Below are 14,853 nucleotides of genomic sequence, written 5' to 3' on the forward strand. Positions count from 1 at the left end.
GCTTTCCAAATATCCCGGGGGGAGACCGTAGGTTGGGGGGCTGGCCCCCCTCTGCGATGTGCCGCATGCCCGTCATCTGAGTTTATCCCCGAGCAAAAACTCCGCTGCACTGTCGAGCCGAATATGCGGCGGCCCGTCCCCCGGTTTCAGCGACAACAGCGCCGGCGCAAAGCGCATTACATCAAAATCCGCGTCAAGCCAGACCTCCGCGCCTTGGCGTGCCGGCACCATCAACGCATTGGGATCCTCGGGCAGGTCTCCGGGGTGAAACGCCGCCTGCTTGCCACCATCCAGCAAGCTGCCCCGCACCAGATCGAGCGTTTCGCCGTTATGGGTTCGTGTTTCCTCTACCGTCGCGCGCAGCGCGGCAATCGCCATCGCCCGGGTCTTGGCCCCGGCAAAATCGGCCCGGTCGCGCGCGTCGCGCACCAAGGCCTCCATAATCGCGGTCAGCTTCGGGTGTTGCGTGTGATGCAGATGATCGGCCTTGGTCGCGGCAAAGAGGATTCTATCCGTCCGACGCCCCATGATCGCAGTCAGAAAGCTGTTCCGCCCCGGGCGGAAGGCGCTCAAGATGCCCGCCATCGTTTGGCGGAGGTCTTCCACAGCTTGCGGGCCGGAATGGATTGCGCCAAGCGCATCGACCAAGACGATCTGCCGGTCAATCCGGGAAAAATGATTGCGGAAGAAGGGTTTGACGACCTGTGCTTTATAGGCTTCGAACCGGCGGGCAAACTCGCGAGCGAGAGAGCCGCGCGGCGTGGCGCTTTCCGGCAACGGCGCGAAGGTCAAGGCCGGGCTGCCTTCCAACTCACCCGGCAGAAGGAACCGGCCCGGGGTGCAATCGGAAAACCCCGCCTCGCGCGCCGTCGTTAGATAGGCCGTGTATGCGCGCGCCAAGGCTTGCGCCTCTGGCTCTTTCAGCGTCGCCGTTGGGTCGAGGTCATTCAACTGCGCCAGATAAGCCGCGCCACCGGGGCGGATCTTGGCTTGTTCTAAGGCCGCAGCGGCCCATTCGACATAGGTTTGGTCCAGCAACCCAAGATCCAACAGCCATTCGCCCGGGTAATCGACGATATCCAGATGCACCGTCTTGGGCCCCGACAATCCCGAAAGAAGCCCCTTCGGCTGCACCCGGAGCGACAGGCGCAATTCCGAGACTTGTCGCGTGCTCTCGGGCCAAAACGGCGCGGGACCTGTCAGGGCCGCGAGATGGGTTTCAAAATCGAACCGCGGGACGGTGTCATCCGGCTGCGGCTGCAAAAACGCCGCCTGAATGCGGCCCGACTGGGCGGCTTCCAGCCCGGGCATCCGCGCACGATCAAGCAGATTGGCCACCAAAGACGTGATGAACACGGTCTTGCCCGCCCGGCTCACCCCCGTCACGCCCAGGCGGATCACCGGGTCGAGAAAGGTCTCGGCCACGGAAGAGGTCACATCCTCGATCCCGCGGCCAACCGCATCCGCTACTCTTCCGATCACCACCGTCCACGTGCCTTTCGCCTGCCTCTGGATCAAAGAATAGTCATCGTGAGGCAGGGTTTACAGGGTTGATTGCGCAACCGCCCGGTTTACGGTAGCCCGCGCCCATGCCTCGATACGCCCTCAAACTCGAATATAACGGCGCGCCGTTTGCCGGTTGGCAACGTCAAGCCGACCGCCCAAGCGTACAAGGCGCTCTGGAAGACGCGCTGGCCAAATTGGAGGCTGATGTGCCGACAATCGCGGCCGCCGGGCGGACCGATGCGGGCGTGCATGCCTGGGGTCAGGTCGCCCATTGCGACATGGCGCAGGATTGGACACCGTTTCGCCTGTCTGAGGCGCTCAATTACCATTTGCGGCCCGCCCCGGTGGCGGTTTTGGCCTGCGCCAAGGTCGACGATGAGTGGCATGCCCGGTTTTCTGCACGCGAACGGCGCTATCTCTATCGAGTGATCAACCGCCGCGCGCCGCTTGTCTCGGACGCGGGTCAAGCCTGGCTGGTGAAGGCGTCTTTGTCGCTAGAGCCGATGCAAGAGGCCGCCCAGCACCTGATCGGGCGACATGATTTCACCACCTTCCGCTCGACGGAGTGCCAGGCCGCCAGCCCGGTCAAAACCCTCGACGCGATTGAAATCACGACGCTAGAGACACCCCGCGGCCGAGAGTTTCAGTTTCGCCTGCGCGCGCGATCCTTCCTGCACAATCAGGTGCGCTCGCTTGTGGGCACATTGGAGCGGGTCGGCGCGGGCACATGGACCCCTGAAGACGCAAAAGCCGCGCTTGACGCCGCCGATCGCCAAGCCTGCGGCCCGGTGGCACCGCCTTATGGGCTTTATATGACCGGCGTTGGGTATCCAGACGACCCGTTTGAGGCCAACGCGCCATGATCCCGGCTGTGCCCTTGGTCAAGGAACTGGTGCTGGTGGGCGGCGGGCATACCCATGCGCTTGTCTTGCGGGCCTGGGGGATGAAACCGGTGCCCGGCGCGCGGCTAACCTTGATCAATCCCGGCCCCACGGCGCCCTATTCCGGCATGTTGCCCGGGCATGTCGCGGGGCATTACAGCCAGGATGATCTGCAGATCGACCTGGTCAAACTGGCCCGGTTTGCGGGTGCCCGGTTGATCATCGGGGCCGCGACCGGTTTGGATCGATCCGCCAAAACCATAACCATCGCGGGGCGCGCCGCGCCCATCGCCTATGACCTCCTCTCGATTGATGTGGGCGTGACCTCGGCGATGCCGAAATTGTCCGGGTTTTACGAACATGCGATCCCGGCCAAACCGCTCGACCAGTTTGCCGAGATCTGGGCCCGGTTTTGCGACGCCGCACCCGCCGCACCCTCCGTGGCTGTCATCGGCGGCGGTGTCGCGGGTGTGGAACTGGCGATGGCGGCGCAGCATCGGCTGGAGAGGCTCGGGCGCACCCCGAGTGTCACAGTCGTTGAACAGGCCGAGGCGCTCACCGCCGTGCCGCCGAAAAGCCGCGCACGACTGATCCAGACGCTTGCGGATGCCGGGATCACATTGCGCCAGGGGGCCGGCGTGGCAGAGGTCCGCGCCAAATCTCTGATGCTGGATGATAGCCAGATTATTGCCAGCGATCTCACCATTGGCGCAGGCGGCGCGCGGCCGCATGACTGGGTGGCGAATTTGGGGCTGGAGACCGAGCGTGGGTATCTGGTGGTCAATGATCAGCTCAGATCGGTCAGCGACCCATCGATCTATGCGGTGGGTGATTGCGCCCATCTGAGCTTTGCACCGCGTCCCAAAGCCGGCGTCTTTGCGGTCCGCGCCGCGCCAATCCTCGCCCACAACCTGCGCGCCGACCTGACGGGCGGACGCCCGCGCGCCTTCCGCCCCCAGGCCGATTATCTGAAATTGATCTCTCTGGGCCGACGTGCAGCGCTGGCAGAAAAACGCGGCGTTGCGCTCTCTGGCGCGCTGATGTGGCGTTGGAAAGACCGAATTGATCGGGCCTTTATGCAGAAATTCAAGGTATTACCGAAGATGCGCCCGCCAGCGCTGCCAGAAGGCGCAACCGATGGCGTGATCGACATGATGCAGGGCCAACCGATCTGCGGGGCTTGTGGCGCAAAGCTGGGACGTCAGGCGTTGCAAACCACGCTCTCCAAGGTGCCAAGGGGTCTACGCGACGATGTATTGAGCCACCCGGGCGATGACGCCGCCGTGCTCAGCATGGGCGGAGCCCCGGTGGTTTTGACCACAGACCATCTTAGAGGGTTCAGCGCCGATCCAGGCCTTCTGGCCCGTGTCGCTGCGGTCCATGCAATGGGCGATATCTGGGCCATGGGCGCGCGACCGCAAGCCGTCTTGGCGAGCGTAACCCTGCCAATCATGGCGCCCAAAATGCAGGCCGCCTGGCTGGCCGAGATCATGGCCGAGGCCAGCGCCATCTTTGCCGCCGAAGGGGCCGAGATCGTCGGCGGGCATTCCGCACAGGGGGCGGAGCTGAGCCTCGGATTCACACTGACTGGCCTGCCCGACACCCGAGCAATCACCCTCGCGGGCGCGCAGGCTGGTGACGCGCTGATCCTCACCCGCGGCCTCGGCACCGGCGTGATCCTGGCCGCAGAGATGGCACAAGTCGCAGATGGAACGATAGTGGCGGGTGCTTGGACGCAGATGAGCCAGCCGCAAGGCGATGCGGCAGCCCTCCTCGCGCCGGTCGCCCATGCGATGACGGATGTGACCGGCTTTGGCCTCGCCGGGCATCTGATCGGCATGTGCCAAGCCTCACACCTCGCGGCAGACATCACCCTCGCCGATCTGCCGGTTCTTCCCGGGGCCGAGGCGCTGATTACTGGCGGTCTCCGCGCCAGCCTACATGACGAAAACGAGGCCGCGCTGGCCGGGCAGACCACCGGTGGCACCGGCCCGCGCCGCGCCCTGATATTTGATCCGCAGACCTCAGGCGGGTTTCTCGCCGCACTGCCATCCGATCAAGCGGAGCATGCCGTCGCCCAGATTAGAACACTCGGCCATGACGCTGCCATCATCGGCCAGTTTCGAACTGGCGCGCCAGAGATCACCCTGCGTTAGACGCCAACCAAGCCACGATCTGATCGGTCAATCGCTTGCGCGCTACGGCCTTCAAATCCGCCGCCTCAAACCGGTCCAAAACCGCGCCGCGATCCGCCTTGCGTGCCCTGGCATAAGCTGGGTCGTAATGCCGTACGATCAATGCCTCCGATAGCGCGCGGAGGCTCCCCGCTCGTGCCAGAGCGATCCACTGATCCACCTCTTCATGCCCGACCAAACCACGCAGATGATCGAGCCGTGCTTCAAGGCGCGCCACATCCATCCCCCAATCCGCATAACTCTCGGCCAGATAGGCCGCGCGCGCCGCAACTGGCGCGGCGAGGACCAAACGCGGCGCATCGCACATGACCGCCCAAAGCGCTGGCGGCACCCGCAAATTGCCGATCCGGCTCGATTCCGCTTCGATAATCGTCACTTTGCTTGGGTCCAACCCATGCAAGGCCTGTGCCAAAGCACTCTCAAAGCCTTTCTGCGCAGGCTGAGGCGCTCCGGTTTCTCCAAGGATTGAACCGCGATGCGCCGCCAGGCCTTCCAAATCCAAGATTTGAGCCCCACGCGCGCCCAACTCGGTCAATATCGCCGTCTTCGCGCTGCCCGTATTGCCGTCCAGACGGATCACCCGATGCGGCAGAGGCCGATCATATAATGCCGCCACAACCTGCCGCCGATAGGCCCGATACCCCCCGTCCAGCACGGCAACGCGCCACCCGATCTGCTGCAAAATCGTTGCGAAAGACCCAGACCGCTGCCCACCACGCCAACAATAAACCAAAGGTCGCCAACCGCCGCCCATCTCCATCAACGAGGTTTCGATATGCGCAGCCGCATTGCGCGCGACCAACGCCGCGCCGATCTTCCGCGCGACAAACGGGCTTTCTTGCGTGTAAATCGTCCCGACCCGCGCCCGCTCCGCGTCGCTCAAAACCGGCATATTCACTGCACCGGGCAGATGATCTTCGGCAAACTCCGCCGGACTGCGCACATCGATCACCGCGTCAAACCCGCTGATCTCCGTCAGGAACGCCGCAAGATCGGGATGATCACTTCTCTGCTTCACAAATATCCCCGCCGGAGGCATCCAACGCCAACGGCATACGCCGCATCAAGTATGACACGTCGCGTCGCCGCCGACCAAAAGTCAAACCCAGTGCCGCGCCAGCGGCGCCGCTTGGTTAGATATCCATCCCGTTCATTTTGCGGAACCGCTGGATCAGGCTCGACGTGTCCCACCGGCCGCCGCCAAGCTGCTGCACCTCAGCATAGAACTGATCCACCATCGCAGTGACCGGCAGGCTCACGCCCATCTCTTTGCCCTGCGCCAATGCGATCCCAAGGTCTTTCCGCATCCAATCCACGGCAAAACCATGGTCGAATGCGTTGTCCACCATGGTCCCGGCCCGGTTGGCCAGTTGCCAGGACCCGCCCGCGCCCTGGCTCACCAACTCCGCCACTTTCTTCGCATCAAGGCCCGCCTGCATCGCAAAAAACAAGCCCTCTGAGATGCTCTGAATCGCCCCGGCAATGCAGACCTGATTGATCATCTTGGTCAATTGTCCGGCCCCAACGTCGCCGAAATGCACGATGGCTTTGGCATAGGCATCCATCACTGGCTCTGCGGCGGCAAAATGCGCTTCATCGCCGCCGCACATGATCGCCAACTGCCCGTTCTCCGCCCCGGCTTGCCCGCCGGAGACCGGCGCATCGACCCAACCGATACCTTGTGCTCCCGCTTCAGCCGCCAATTCGCGGGTCACTGTTGCGGAAACCGTGGTGTGATCCACATAGATCGCGCCAGAGCTCATGCCCGCCAACGCGCCGTCTTCCCCCAACACAACGGCGCGCAAATCATCATCATTGCCAACGCAGGACATGACGAAATCGGCACCAGCCACCGCGTCACGCGGGGTCGCCGCAAAACCTCCGCCATGCGCGGCGGCCCAAGCCTCCGCCTTGGCAGTCGTCCGATTATATACCGTGACCGCATGGCCCGCGGCTTGCAGATGCCCCGCCATTGGGTAGCCCATGACCCCCAGACCCAGAAACGCCAGCTTTGCCATGTGATCCCTCCGAAAAATGCATGTGTTGCCCTGAGACCTAGCAGGGCCTCTGCCCGGCGACCAGTCGGCCCTGGCAAATTACCCTCTGCGCCCGGCAAAGGGCGCAAGCGCAATGCCCTCAGCCTCCAACGCGGCCCGCACGGCGCGAGCAATCTCCACCGCCTCGGGGGTGTCGCCATGTAAACACACGGTATCGATGGCGGTCGGGATATGGCGACCCGATTGGGTGATGATCGCGCCCGCTTTGACCATTTCCACGATCCGCGGCCCGGCAAACGTCGCATCATGGATCACCGCACCGGGCAAAGATCGGTCCACCAAGGTCGCGTCGTCATTATAAGCCCGATCGGCAAAAATCTCGCCCGCCCAGGCGCAGCCCAGATCGCGGGCGGCCTCTTCTTGCGCGGTGGCCGCCAGAACCATGATGATGATATCGGGAGCGACCGAGAGCGCGCCTTCATAACATGCCCGCGCCAGCGCCGCGTCCTCTGAACACATATTGGCCAGCGCACCGTGCAGCTTCAAATGCCGCACCTCACCACCGGTCGCCCGCGCAATGGCTTGGGCCGCGCCCAGTTGGTACCGCACCAGATTGGCGAGCGTTTTATGCGGCAGATGCATGCGCCTGCGCCCAAAGCCTTGCAGATCGGCGAAGCCGGGATGCGCACCGATGCCAACCCCGTTTTGGAGCGCCAAAGCCATCGTCTCGGCCATAACATCGGGGTCACCCGCATGGGCCCCGCAGGCGATATTGGCGGAGGTGATAACCCCCAACAGCTCTTGATCCCGGCCCATGACCCATGGGCCAAAGCTTTCGCCCATATCGGCATTCAGATCGACACTGAGGCTCATCTATCGGTCTCCTCTTCGCGACCCGTGATCGCGCCATCGCTCAGGTGATAGCTCAGAAGATCGGGGATGTCGCGCGGGTCCCGGATCAAGGGCCGGACTTTCCGGGGCAGATCGGCCAGCGCCGTCTGTTCGGCCTTCAGCGCCGCGACGCCCTCCTCCGGTGTGATAAACTGCAAACGAAGCGTCGCACCAACAGGCAATTGCGCCGCGCGCGGCAGGTCGGTGGGCAAAACGGTTGCGATCCGGGGATAGCCCCCCATCGTCTGGCATTCGGCCATCAAGATCACCGGCACCCCATCGCCCGTGATCTGAATATCACCTGGCACGATGACCTCAGACACGACGCTCAACCCACCGTCCAACGCAAAACCTTGCCCATCGAGGATTAACCGCAGTGCCATCCGGTTCGATCTCGGGTCGCGCGTGAACTGACTCTGCTCAAGACGTTCGCGGGTCTCGGCGTCAAAGAGCGCGGTTTGAACGGAGGGCAGGATACGCAGCACCCCGCCGGAGACCCGATCCGCCACATCCAGCCCCAGCCCGATTGGGCCGCCCTTATCTGGCCCGACAGGCAAGCGCACACCGGGGGTCAGCAACGCACCGAGTCCGGCATTAAGCTGCGTGGCGCGCGCACCCAAGAGGGGCGGTGTCTCAATCCCACCACCCAAATGTAGATAGCCGACGCTGCCCGATGTCACCCCGCCAATCCGTAACCTGGACCCGGCGGGCAACTGATGGCTCGCATTCCAGATCAACGGGCTGCCATCCAAACTCGCCTGCATCGGTGCCCCGGTCAGGGCGATGCGGAGCGGTTGCGTTACCTCGAACGCGCCGCCCATCCCGATCATCTCCAAGGCCGCGCAATCTGGTGACTGACCAAGCAGCGCCGCCCCTTCATAGAGCGCCAAACGGTCAAGCGCGCCGCCTTGCGACAGGCCGTAAGCCAAATGGCCGGGGCGGCCCAAATCCTGAACCGTCACACCAGGACCAACTTGGTGAACGATCAGCGCGGGCGCGGTCATGGGAGCGCCTCTATCTCTGCCCCGCCATCCACACAATCGGGATCGGCGATCATATGGGCCACATGGTCTGGATCGGCTGTCGGGAATTGCAACTCATCACCGGGTTTCAGCGCAAACGGTTCGGCACTCTCGGGCCGAAAGTTCAGAAACGCAGTTTGCCCCATATGCCGCCAACCGGTCGGTGACGGGCGGGAAAACAGCACACATTGCCGGATCGCCAAGACCAATGCGCCCGCGGGCACATGCGGGGCCAACTCTGTTCTGCGCGGCAGGTTCCAATGCTCAGGCAATTCCCCGAGATATGGTTGCCCCGGACCGAACCCCAGGCTCAGCACACGCAGCCGGGTGGTGGAAAACTGGGCGACCGCCTCGACCTCAGAAAGACCTGCAGCCTCGGCCGTTTCCACGAGATCCGGGGCCATATCTGCGCCATATGCCGTCGGAATGCGGATAAGTCGGCGACCCGGGGGCAGAGGCGCGGCATACCAATCTGCGCGCGCCAAGAGATCATACAACTCAGCTTCTAACACTTCGAGATCGGCGGTCAGCGGGTCCACCCGCAGAAAGACCGACACCAGAGAGGGCGCGGTTTCGATGATACCGGTCAGAGGTCCGGCCTCGACCGCCGCGCGAAAGGCTAAAGCCGCCCGATTGGCAGCCTCGCAGAACTGATCGCCGAAGCGCACCAAGAGGCCACTCACCCCAAGGCGTTGGATCATCGGCCAAGGGCCGGAGGGAGAAGGGTTGGGCACGGTCATCAATGGCGGCCAGCGTTCCTTGTTCGTGCGTCGGTGTTACCCCGCGCTCCCGGAACTGCCAATGGGCCAGCGAGCTCAGACCTCGTGATCGGCCAGGGTCAGCGTAATGCGATCCCCGGCAAACCAGGTCCGTCCATATTCGACCGGGCGCCCATCGGGGTCGACGTTCACACCCACCGACCGCAGGATTGGCGCGCCCGGCGGCACACGCAGATGCCCGGCCTGCGTGGGTGAGGCCGCGATTGCCGTCAGCCGGGTCCAGGCGCGGGTGTAGTCCATCAAGCCTTCGGCCTTGAACGCTGCGGTCACGGACCCGGTCGCGGCAAGATTGGTCAGGAGATTGGGGAACAGCGCGGCGGGGAAAACGGCCCGTGACAAAGCAATCGGTTGCCCATCGGCAAAGGAAACCCCCTCGGAGACATGCACCGGATCGCCGGGGGCGATGGCGAGCGCGTCCGCCTCGCGTGCATCGGCGGCGCGGGTGGCGCGATGAAGACTCTGTCGCCCCGGTTCCCGCCCCGCCGCGATCAGGTTCTGATGAAACCGCACCCGCTTCCCGATCGGATAGTCTGTCGGTTGGTGGGTGACGAACACACCCGCGCCGCGCCGTGGAAACACCGTTCCGGCCGCCGCCAGATCGGCCAAGGCGCGGCGGACCGTATGGCGGTTGACCCCAAACCGGGCGGCCAGTTCCGCCTCGGTCGGCAGCCGATCACCCGGCGCGTAATGCCCGCTGGCGATCTCTGCCGAAAGGCTGTCGCGGATCGAGGTCCAAACTGCGGCGCGGCCCATGACGGCCCCCTGTCATTAAAGTTTCACGCGATCACGGGTTGCCCGACTCGAGCGATCCGCGTAAGGGATTTGTATAGTTGTATATTAAAATGGACAACTCCGCAAGATGTCTGAGATCCCTGATCAACAAGCCCGGCGCGACCGGCTGTCCACCTTGGCCCAGGCCCCGGCGGCTCGACTGGCCGCACTGTGGGAGGCCTATGGCGCGGCCCCTGAGCATGAAATGCTGCGCCCGCCGGAGATTGGCACCGTTATGGTGCGTGGCCGCGCCGGGGCAGTCGGCGCACCCTTTAACCTGGGCGAGATGACCGTCACACGCTGTTCGGTCCGCCTTGGCTCGGGCGCTGTTGGTCATGGCTATGTGCAGGGGCGCGACAAACGCGCGGCAAAAACCGCCGCGCTGGTTGATGCCTTGGCCGAAGCAGGCGACGCCGCCGCGTTAGACGCGGCCATCCTCGCGCCGCTCCGCGACGAGGCGAGGATCAAGGGTCATGCGCGCGCCGCCCGGGCCGCGGCGACCAAAGTCGAGTTTTTCACCATGGTTCGGGGGGAAGATTGATGCGCGATGTGATGACCGGCGGCTTTGCCAACCCGGCCTTCGACGCCTCCCACGCGTTTCGTGCCGTTTTGCAGGCGATGGCGCGGCCCGGGCGGATTGAAACCGTCGCCAGCGCCACCCCGCCCGCGCCGATCTCGCCAGCGGCAGGCGCGATGCTCCTGACGCTCTGCGATCCGGAGACAGGGCTTTATCTGGCCCCGAGCCATGACACCGACGCGATACGCTCTTGGGTGACTTTCCATACCGGCGCGCCTTTCGTTCCCGCCAACCGCGCCGATTTCGCACTTGGCACGTGGGAGGCGCTCGCCCCGCTCTCGGCCTATCGGATCGGCACGCCGGAATATCCGGACCGGTCGACGACGTTGATCGTGGAACAAGATAGGCTTGCCGCCACTGGCACGCGATTGACGGGGCCGGGGATTGAGGTGGAAGCAGCACTAAACTTGCCCGAAATCGCGGCGTTTCAGGCAAATCGGGCCCAGTTCCCGCTTGGGTTTGATTGCGTGTTCTGCGCGGGCGAGCAGTTGGCCGCCCTGCCCCGATCAACTTTCGTGACGGAGGTCGACTAATGTATGTGGCAGTGAAAGGCGGCGAGCGGGCAATTGACAACGCCCATGCCTGGCTGGCCGAAGAGCGGCGCGGCGACCTGGATGTGGCAGAGCTGTCGGTGGCGCAAATCCGCGAGCAATTGCGGCTGGCGGTGAACCGGGTCATGGCCGAGGGCTCGCTTTATGACCCCGATTTGGCGGCTCTGGCGATCAAACAAGCGCGCGGCGATATGATTGAGGCGGTGTTCCTGATCCGCGCTTATCGCACCACCCTCCCCCGGTTTGGCGCGTCCGAGCCAATCGACACCGGCGCAATGACCTGCGACCGGCGGGTGAGTGCAACCTTCAAGGACGTCCCAGGCGGGCAGGTTCTGGGACCGACTTTCGACTACACGCACCGATTGATCGATTTCGCCTTGGCCGCCGAAGGCGACCTGGCCGAGACGCCGCAAGCCACCCCGCGCGCTGAGCCGACGCCACATGTGACCGAGTTCTTGGCCCGCGAAGACCTGATCCAGCCGGAGCGAGAGGGCGCAGACACCCCACGCGACCTAACCCGGGAACCGCTCGACTTCCCCGCCGACCGACCGCTGAAGCTGCAAGCGCTCAGCCGCGGCGATGAAGGGTTCGTGCTCTCAATGGCCTATTCGACGCAGCGCGGCTATGGCCGGAACCACCCGTTTGTGGGCGAACTGCGCGTCGGTCAATTGCCGGTTGAGATGGAGATCCCCGAGCTTGGGTTTGCGATTGATCTGGGCGAGATCACGGTTACCGAATGCGAAACCGTGAACCAGTTTACCGGGTCGAAAACCGAACCACCGCAATTCACCCGGGGCTACGGCCTGGTCTTCGGCCATTCCGAACGCAAAGCCATCTCCATGGCGCTCGTCGATCGGGCAATGCGGTGGGAAGAACTGGGCGAAGACAATGTGGGCGCCCCGGCGCAGGACGAGGAATTCGTACTCTCACATTCTGACAATGTGCAGGCCACGGGTTTCTTGGAGCATATCAAACTGCCGCATTACGTGGATTTCCAATCGGAACTGGAACTGATCCGGAAACTGCGCGCCGAGGCTCAAGCCAGTCATCAGGAGGCCGCGGAATGACCGAGCAGACCCACTACAATTTCGCCTATCTCGATGAGCAAACCAAGCGGATGATCCGCCGCGCGATCCTAAAGGGGGTCGCGATCCCGGGCTATCAGGTGCCGTTTGCCAGCCGCGAGATGCCGATGCCTTATGGCTGGGGCACAGGCGGGGTGCAGGTTTCGGCGGCGTGTTTGACGCCGGAGGATCGGTTCAAGGTGATCGACCAAGGCGCGGATGACACGACAAACGCCGTCTCCATTCGGAAGTTCTTTGAGAAGACCGCCGATGTGGACGTGACCGAAAAGACCGCCGAGGCGACGGTGATCCAAACGCGGCACCGGATTCCGGAAACGCTGCTCACCGAGGATCAAATCCTGGTCTATCAAGTGCCGATCCCCGAACCACTCCGGTTTTTGGAGCCGCGCGAGACGGAGACGCGCAAAATGCATGCGCTTCAGGAATACGGGCTGATGCATGTGAAGCTTTATGAAGATATCGCGCGTCACAGCTCGATTGCGACGGCTTATGCCTATCCGGTGACGGTTGAGGATCGGTATGTGATGGACCCATCGCCAATCCCGAAATTCGACAATCCGAAACTGGAAAGCGCGGCCTTGCAGCTTTTCGGCGCGGGCCGGGAGCAGCGGATTTACGCGGTGCCGCCTTATACCAAGGTCGTCAGCCTCGATTTCGAGGACTATCCGTTTGACCCCTCCAAGGCCGATCATCCCTGCGCCCTGTGCGGGTCGGAAGAGAGCTATCTCGACGAAGTGATCGTTGATGACACAGGGGGTCGAATGTTTGTCTGTTCCGACACAGATTACTGTGCGGATCGACAAACCTCAGGAGCGTCCGCATGATCAACCAACTCCGCATCTACCAAGTCCCTAAAGCCAATCGTGACCCGTTTCTGGATCGGTTCCGCGACCATGCCGCGCGGATCATGGGAACCTATGGGTTCCGTATTCAGGCGATGTGGACCAGCGAGACCGAAGACGTGCTAAACTTCGTGTATCTGCTGACCTGGGCAGATGAGGCGGAAATGACCGCCGCATGGGCCGCCTTCATGGCGGATCAGGACTGGAAAGACATCAAAGCCGAAACCAGCGCCCAACATGGCGATTTCGTGCTTGGCATCGAGGACATGGTGCTGACACCAACCGCGTTTTCGAACGCGATTGGGGGCGCTGAATGAATGTCGTCTGGCTACACGGCTCAGGCCTGTCCGGGGCGACATGGGCCGGGTTCGGGGGGATGGCACCCGACCTGCCCGGCCATGGCAGCGCGCCCCGCGCAGCATCGCCAACTGTGGAAAGCTTCGCCGACGCGTTGATGCCGCAACTGCCGGATCAGATGCATCTGGTGGGCCACTCCCTAGGTGGCATGGTGGCGCTGGAACTGGCCGCGCGGCTGAAAGAGCGTATCCGGTCGCTGGTGACCATCGAGGCGGTGCCGACCGTGCATATCAGCCGCAGCGCGCGGATCACCGCCCAGATTGCGCTGTGGCTGTTCCGGCGGCTCGGTCCCGGCGGCGTCGCACGCCTTTCGGGCTTGGGCCAACCACCCGAAGCAGCGGCCCATATCAAGCCGCAGATCGCGGCAATGTCCCGCGACAGAATGGAAGATGCGCTGACCGCCGCGTTCGCGTATGATGGCCGCCCGCGCCTGGCCGACGTCACCGCGCCCGCGCTTGTCATTGTTGGCAAAAACAACCGGCAGACCCATGTCGGCGCGCAATTGATGGCTGAACAGCTCCCAAACGCAACATTCGAGATCATGCCCGGCGGGCACATTCTGCATATCGAAGCCCCCGACGCGCTTCGCACCCGCATCACGCAATTTCAGGAGGCCCATCCATGACACCCCTTCTTGAGGTTCAAAACCTCAGCAAAACCTATAGCGGGCGGATCGGGTGCGCCGATGTGTCGTTCAAGCTCTATCCCGGCGAGGTGATGGGGATTGTCGGCGAGAGCGGCTCGGGCAAGTCGACCCTGCTGAACTGCTTGGCCGGGCATTTGGACCCCGACGCGGGCGCAGTCCTCTTCGACACTCGCGCCGAGGGGCCGCGCGATACGGTTCAGATGTCTGAGCCGGAACGGCGGATGCTGGGCCGGACGGATTGGGCCTTCGTGCATCAAAACCCGCGTGACGGCCTCCGGATGCGGATCAGCGCGGGCGGAAATGTGGGCGAACGGTTGATGGCTGTCGGCGCGCGGCATTACGGCGAGATCCGGGAGACGGCGGAGGACTGGCTGACCCGGGTCGAGATCAGCATCGACCGGATTGATGACCGCCCCGCCGATTTCTCCGGCGGGATGCAACAGCGGCTGCAAATCGCCCGCAATCTGGTGAGCGGGCCCCGGTTGGTGTTTATGGATGAGCCCACCGGCGGCTTGGATGTGAGCGTCCAGGCGCGGCTCTTGGACCTGCTTCGCGGTCTCGTCCGCCGCATGGGGTTGAGCGCGATTGTGGTGACCCATGACCTGGCGGTGGTCCGGCTTCTGGCGGACCGGCTGATGGTGATGAAAGACGGGCATGTTGTGGAAACCGGGCTGACCGATCAGGTGTTGGACGATCCACAACATGGCTACACGCAGCTGCTGGTCAGCTCGGTTCTGCAGGTTTGAGGAGACG

General features: G+C 63.6%; 16 protein-coding genes. 9 read left to right on the forward strand and 7 right to left on the reverse strand.

Annotated features, from left to right (window positions below):
• Positions 1 to 72: 72 nt before the first annotated feature.
• Positions 73 to 1,485: a YcjX family protein gene (locus GTF44_RS16730; protein ID WP_171561519.1), complete on the reverse strand. Its 1,413-nt coding sequence runs from the start codon at positions 1,483 to 1,485 to the stop codon at positions 73 to 75.
• 104 nt (positions 1,486 to 1,589) lie between these two features.
• Between GTF44_RS16730 and truA the strand changes: the two genes are divergently transcribed.
• Positions 1,590 to 2,369, forward strand: coding sequence for a tRNA pseudouridine(38-40) synthase TruA (gene truA, locus GTF44_RS16735; RefSeq protein ID WP_171561243.1), 780 nt, complete (start codon positions 1,590 to 1,592; stop codon positions 2,367 to 2,369).
• Complete coding sequence (gene selD, locus GTF44_RS16740; RefSeq protein WP_171561245.1) at positions 2,366 to 4,543, forward strand: selenide, water dikinase SelD; 2,178 nt, start codon at positions 2,366 to 2,368, stop codon at positions 4,541 to 4,543. The genes truA and selD overlap by 4 nt, the downstream gene beginning before the upstream one ends.
• Here the strand turns inward: selD and mnmH are convergent.
• From mnmH to phnF, 6 genes are all read right to left on the reverse strand, one after another.
• A complete protein-coding gene (gene mnmH, locus GTF44_RS16745; protein WP_367383400.1) occupies positions 4,530 to 5,600 on the reverse strand; it encodes a tRNA 2-selenouridine(34) synthase MnmH in 1,071 nt (356 codons plus the stop codon). The two genes, selD and mnmH, sit on opposite strands and share 14 nt — an antisense overlap.
• Positions 5,601 to 5,715: 115 nt before the next feature.
• Positions 5,716 to 6,600 carry an NAD(P)-dependent oxidoreductase gene (locus tag GTF44_RS16750; RefSeq protein WP_171561249.1) on the reverse strand — a complete coding sequence of 295 codons (885 nt, stop codon included), beginning with the start codon at positions 6,598 to 6,600 and terminating at the stop codon, positions 5,716 to 5,718.
• A 78-nt stretch (positions 6,601 to 6,678) separates the two neighbouring features.
• Positions 6,679 to 7,452, reverse strand: coding sequence for a LamB/YcsF family protein (gene pxpA, locus GTF44_RS16755; protein ID WP_171561251.1), 774 nt, complete (start codon positions 7,450 to 7,452; stop codon positions 6,679 to 6,681).
• On the reverse strand, positions 7,449 to 8,474 hold the full coding sequence (locus GTF44_RS16760) for a biotin-dependent carboxyltransferase family protein (protein ID WP_171561253.1): 1,026 nt from the start codon (positions 8,472 to 8,474) through the stop codon (positions 7,449 to 7,451). Before GTF44_RS16760 ends, pxpA begins: the two co-directional genes overlap by 4 nt.
• Complete coding sequence (locus GTF44_RS16765; RefSeq protein WP_171561254.1) at positions 8,471 to 9,232, reverse strand: allophanate hydrolase subunit 1; 762 nt, start codon at positions 9,230 to 9,232, stop codon at positions 8,471 to 8,473. Before GTF44_RS16765 ends, GTF44_RS16760 begins: the two co-directional genes overlap by 4 nt.
• 75 nt (positions 9,233 to 9,307) lie before the next feature.
• The gene (gene phnF, locus GTF44_RS16770; protein WP_171561255.1) at positions 9,308 to 10,024 is read right to left on the reverse strand and encodes a phosphonate metabolism transcriptional regulator PhnF; all 717 of its coding nucleotides are present in this window, start codon (positions 10,022 to 10,024) and stop codon (positions 9,308 to 9,310) included.
• Between the two features lie 106 nt (positions 10,025 to 10,130).
• Between phnF and phnG the strand changes: the two genes are divergently transcribed.
• From phnG to phnK, 7 genes are read left to right on the forward strand one after another with little or no spacing between them, the layout of a single operon-like run.
• Positions 10,131 to 10,583 (forward strand): phosphonate C-P lyase system protein PhnG, encoded by a 453-nt coding sequence (phnG, locus tag GTF44_RS16775; RefSeq protein WP_171561256.1) that lies wholly within the window; start codon positions 10,131 to 10,133, stop codon positions 10,581 to 10,583.
• Entirely contained in the window at positions 10,580 to 11,152 is a 573-nt protein-coding gene (phnH, locus tag GTF44_RS16780; RefSeq protein WP_171561257.1) for a phosphonate C-P lyase system protein PhnH, read from the forward strand. The genes phnG and phnH overlap by 4 nt, the downstream gene beginning before the upstream one ends.
• Complete coding sequence (locus GTF44_RS16785; RefSeq protein WP_171561258.1) at positions 11,152 to 12,237, forward strand: carbon-phosphorus lyase complex subunit PhnI; 1,086 nt, start codon at positions 11,152 to 11,154, stop codon at positions 12,235 to 12,237. Before phnH ends, GTF44_RS16785 begins: the two co-directional genes overlap by 1 nt.
• The gene (locus GTF44_RS16790; RefSeq protein WP_171561259.1) at positions 12,234 to 13,079 is read left to right on the forward strand and encodes an alpha-D-ribose 1-methylphosphonate 5-phosphate C-P-lyase PhnJ; all 846 of its coding nucleotides are present in this window, start codon (positions 12,234 to 12,236) and stop codon (positions 13,077 to 13,079) included. The genes GTF44_RS16785 and GTF44_RS16790 overlap by 4 nt, the downstream gene beginning before the upstream one ends.
• Complete coding sequence (locus GTF44_RS16795) at positions 13,076 to 13,414, forward strand: NIPSNAP family protein (RefSeq protein WP_171561260.1); 339 nt, start codon at positions 13,076 to 13,078, stop codon at positions 13,412 to 13,414. The genes GTF44_RS16790 and GTF44_RS16795 overlap by 4 nt, the downstream gene beginning before the upstream one ends.
• Positions 13,411 to 14,079 carry an alpha/beta fold hydrolase gene (locus tag GTF44_RS16800; RefSeq protein ID WP_171561261.1) on the forward strand — a complete coding sequence of 223 codons (669 nt, stop codon included), beginning with the start codon at positions 13,411 to 13,413 and terminating at the stop codon, positions 14,077 to 14,079. Before GTF44_RS16795 ends, GTF44_RS16800 begins: the two co-directional genes overlap by 4 nt.
• Entirely contained in the window at positions 14,076 to 14,846 is a 771-nt protein-coding gene (phnK, locus tag GTF44_RS16805) for a phosphonate C-P lyase system protein PhnK (RefSeq protein WP_171561263.1), read from the forward strand. The genes GTF44_RS16800 and phnK overlap by 4 nt, the downstream gene beginning before the upstream one ends.
• Positions 14,847 to 14,853 lie beyond the last annotated feature (7 nt).

This window comes from Roseobacter sp. HKCCD6576-2 (assembly GCF_013179285.1).
GTDB classification, from domain to species: Bacteria; Pseudomonadota; Alphaproteobacteria; order Rhodobacterales; family Rhodobacteraceae; genus Rhodophyticola; species Rhodophyticola oceani.